Source organism: Rhizobium sp. SEMIA 4085 (assembly GCF_013004495.1).
GTDB lineage: Bacteria > Pseudomonadota > Alphaproteobacteria > Rhizobiales > Rhizobiaceae > Rhizobium > Rhizobium gallicum.
Genome location: NZ_JABEPH010000477.1, coordinates 1 through 3707 on the forward strand (window position 1 = coordinate 1; position 3707 = coordinate 3707).

Annotated in this window: 4 protein-coding genes and 1 pseudogene; all 5 read right to left on the minus strand. The window is 60.1% G+C overall.

Features of this window, described 5'->3' with window-relative positions; translation table 11 throughout:
• Positions 1-495 (minus strand): annotated as a pseudogene (locus C9413_RS29390) (flagellar biosynthesis protein FlgA); the annotation flags it as partial.
• Between the two features lie 38 nt (positions 496-533).
• On the minus strand, positions 534-2048 hold the full coding sequence (locus C9413_RS29395) for a tripartite tricarboxylate transporter permease (RefSeq protein WP_040115872.1): 1515 nt from the start codon (positions 2046-2048) through the stop codon (positions 534-536).
• A gap of 17 nt (positions 2049-2065) precedes the next feature.
• Positions 2066-2560, minus strand: coding sequence for a tripartite tricarboxylate transporter TctB family protein (locus tag C9413_RS29400; protein WP_040115873.1), 495 nt, complete (start codon positions 2558-2560; stop codon positions 2066-2068).
• A 57-nt stretch (positions 2561-2617) separates the two neighbouring features.
• Positions 2618-2767 carry a hypothetical protein gene (locus C9413_RS34340; RefSeq protein ID WP_281408692.1) on the minus strand — a complete coding sequence of 50 codons (150 nt, stop codon included), beginning with the start codon at positions 2765-2767 and terminating at the stop codon, positions 2618-2620.
• 21 nt (positions 2768-2788) lie between these two features.
• Positions 2789-3610: a tripartite tricarboxylate transporter substrate-binding protein gene (locus C9413_RS29405; protein ID WP_281408693.1), complete on the minus strand. Its 822-nt coding sequence runs from the start codon at positions 3608-3610 to the stop codon at positions 2789-2791.
• Positions 3611-3707 lie beyond the last annotated feature (97 nt).

Consider the following 3707-nt stretch of genomic DNA (forward strand, 5'->3'; position numbering starts at 1 on the left):
GATCACCCGTCGCAGAAGGCGGGGCTGGTCGCCATCGCCAGGGGTCACCAGCACATTGTTGCGGCGGGCCCGCGCGGCGAGACCAGGGCCGACCACGCGGTCGCCCTCCTTAGACACGAGCGCCGCATGCTTGCTGGCATCGATGGCCAGGCGCGCATGCCGCGCGCCGGCTTCGGGATGGCCAGTCGCCTCGACAACCACGGTAAACGGGAGAGCGAGGACTGTCTCGAGGTCGTCCGTTGCTATGAACCGATGCTCGGCCCAGGCAGCCGCGGCTTCCTCTTTTGTCCGGCAAAGGGCGATTTCATCGGCAGGCACCCCAATCGAACGCAGTGCGGCCACTGCAGTTTTCGCGGAAAGATCGACCGCCACACGCGTGCTGACGAGCGGCGTTCTGCGGCTCTGAGCGAGGAAGCTGCGCCCGAACGCACCGGTGCCGACGATGCAGCATTCAACAGGGGCGGCGCCTTTGGGGAAGTAGCTATGGTAGTTCATGATGACTCCAACCTCGAAAGAAAAGGCGGCGGCCGGCTCTAGTGGGCCGAGCCTGCCGCACCCCGCCGCCGCAACCGGGAGAGCAGTTTGACGGCCTGGGGAACGACGACGAGCGCCAGCGCCAGCGTGGTGATGGTCCCGACAAGCGGATTAGAGAAGAAGACGCTAAGGGAGCCGTCCGAGATGATCATCGATTGATGGAAGGCATTTTCAGCCTTATGGCCAAGCACCATGGCAAGCACCAGCGGCGCAATCGGGAATTCAAGCTTGTTGAAGACGAAGCCTGCGACGCCGAAGACGAGCACCAGCCAGAGGTCGAACGTCTCGCTGGCGACAGTATAAGCGCCGACGAAGCAGATCGCCACGATGACTGGCCCGATGATCGAAAACGGAATGCGCATGAGCGCTGCGAACATCGGCACCGTGGCAAGGACCAAAATTACGCCGACGATGTTCGATATATACATGCTGGCGATCAAGCCCCAGACGAAATCGGGCTTGGTTGTGAAGAGCATCGGTCCGGGCGTGAGGCCCCAGATCATCAGTCCTCCCATCATGACGGCAGCTGTCGCCGAACTCGGCAAGCCGAGCGCCAGCATCGGCAGCATCGCGCACGTTCCCGCCGAATGATCGGCCGTTTCTGGAGCGACGATACCTTCCGCACGCCCGCTGCCAAAGGCCTGGCCCGGCTTGGAGCATTGCCGCGCGATGCCATAGCTCATGAATGACGCAGCAGTTGGCCCACCCGGGGTGATGCCCATCCAGATCCCGACCGCGCAGGAGCGGATGACTGTGGTGAGGTATCTGGGCAGTTCAGCGATCGTGCGGAGCACGTCGCGCAGATCGATCCTTGACGAGAGGCCGCGAAATTTGTGGCCGTCCTGGACCGTCGCGAGGATTTCTCCAATCCCGAAAAGTCCGATGACGACCACAAGGAAGCTGATGCCACCAATGAGCACGTCAAGCCCGAATGTCAGACGAAGCGATCCGGTGACGGTATCCATGCCAACTGTCGAGAAGAGAAGACCAAGTCCCAACGAAACCACCGTTTTCAACGGAGCAGCACTGCCCATCCCGACGAAAGCGCAGAAGGCAAGGAAATAGACGGCGAAATATTCCGGTGCGCCGAAACGCAAGGCGAAGCTTGCTGCCCACGAAGATAGAAGCGTAATGACGACGACCCCGACAAGCGCACCGATGCCCGCCGACATGAAGGCAAGTGTCAGCGCGCGCGTGGGCTGGCCTGCGCGGGCCATCGGATAGCCATCAAACGTCGTGGCGACCGAACTCGGCTCACCGGGAATGTTGAAGAGGATGGAGGTAGTCGATCCCCCGAACAGGGCACCCCAGTACATCGACGCGAGCAGGATGATGGCCGACACCGGATCCATCGAGAACGTCAGCGGAATGAGCAACGACACGCCATTCGGCGCGCCAAGGCCCGGCAGTACGCCGACGATCAAACCAAGCATCACCCCCACCACCATGAGCATGATGTGGTAGGGCGTCAAAGCGATCTGGAATCCGTCCAGCAGCAGCCCAAAATTTCCCATCGAATCCTCCCTGTCGTTCAGTAAACGCCGAACATGTTTTCGAGCGGACCCTTGTGCAGCGGGATCTGGAAGACGATCTCGAAAATCAGATAAAGTGCCACGGCAAATCCCAGACCAAGGGAAACGGCTGCAAGGAAATGATATTTGCCCTGTCTCCACGAGACGTAGAAGAGATAGAGCGCGCTGCCGAGGTAAAGGCCAAGCTGGATGGCAACGACCACGAAAACCGCCATCGGCAAGAAAAAGGATGCCAGACGGCTGACCTGTTCAGCCTCCAGGAAGATCTCACTGCGCTTTTCTCCGTGCCGTCGGAGCGCAAATAGCGTCTGCGCGGCGGAGGCGACGCTCGCCAGGATCACAATCAGCCCGACATAAAAGGGAAAATAACCAGGTTGCGGGCCAGAGCTTTCCCAACCTACTCCAAGATCGAGCGAGCCCGTCGCAGCAAGAAGTCCGATGCCTGCGGTCACTGTCGCGGCGACCAGCTCCATGTGGATGCGTTTAACGTGCATTTGCTATCCTCCCTATGAGAAAGAACCGGTCCGGCGGCGCCCGCCGGACCGATCGTCTCACTGGACGAGCCAGCCTTCGGTCTTGAAGACCTTGACGGCATTCGTCTCGCTGGTCGCGATGAATTCGCCGAGCGCCTTGCCGGTCAGGAAATCACCGGTCTGCGACGTCTTGCGCACATACTCTTTCCATTCGGACGTTTCGCTCACCTTGCGAAGAACCTCGGTGTATTAGGCGAGTGCATCCTCCGGAACATCGGCTGCAGCCCAGACAGTGCGCGGCATCTTGTAGGATTCGATCGGAATCCCGGCCTCGATGCAGGTCGGAATATCCTGCCAGCCCTTGCCGTCATGGATCGGCTCGCTTTTTGCCATTTGCGTGGACGAGAAGACACAGAGAGGTTTCACGGCGCCAGCTTGCCATTGGCCGACATTCTCGTTCGGGTTGTTGACGTTTGCAGCCACGTGACCACCCGCCAGCTGCACGCCGACTTCGCCGCCGCCGTTGAACGGCACATACTTGAAGCTCGCCCCAGTCTGCTGTTCAATCAGGGCGACAAGCGTCTCGTCCGTATCCTTGGACTGGCTGCCGGCAAAGGCAACCGTTCCAGGCTTTGCCTTGGCGGCCTCAACAAGGTCCGTAGGCTTTCCATATGGCGAATCGGACTTTACCCAGATCAGGAATTCGTCAAACGCAAGGGCTGCAACGGGCGCCAGATCCTCGGTCGAGTAGGCCATCTTCGCCACATGGGGCAGCAGATAGGCGTTGTTCGTTCCGAAATAGAGCTTGTTCGCGTCGCCCTTGTTCTGCCTTGCATAGAGGAAAGCTTCCGCGCCGCTGCCGCCACCCTTGTTCAGGACGACCATCGACTGATCCATCAACTTGTACTTCGTAATGATGGACTGGATGGTGCGCGCGAAATTGTCGGTGCCGCCGCCGGCGCCCGAGGCGACGACGAACTCGACCGGGCGGTTCGGCTCGAATGCGAATGCCTGGGGAGCCGCGCTTAGCGCCGCCAGGATAGTGCATGCAAGGGAAAAAGGCTTCTTCATTGTTACTCCTCCTTTGAACTCATCCGGCACGAACCCTCCTCCATGCCGGGCGATGCTGCAGATTTTTGAAGTCAGGCCGCAGCAGACAGTGCTGCAG

What these genes read in the sequence shown, in the direction of transcription:
- C9413_RS29395 (WP_040115872.1), bottom strand. Translation starts at nt 2,048, where the DNA reads ATGGGAAATTTTGGGCTGCTGCTGGACGGATTCCAGATCGCTTTGACG.
- C9413_RS29400 (WP_040115873.1), bottom strand. Translation starts at nt 2,560, where the DNA reads ATGCACGTTAAACGCATCCACATGGAGCTGGTCGCCGCGACAGTGACC.
- C9413_RS29405 (WP_281408693.1), bottom strand. Translation starts at nt 3,610, where the DNA reads ATGAAGAAGCCTTTTTCCCTTGCATGCACTATCCTGGCGGCGCTAAGC.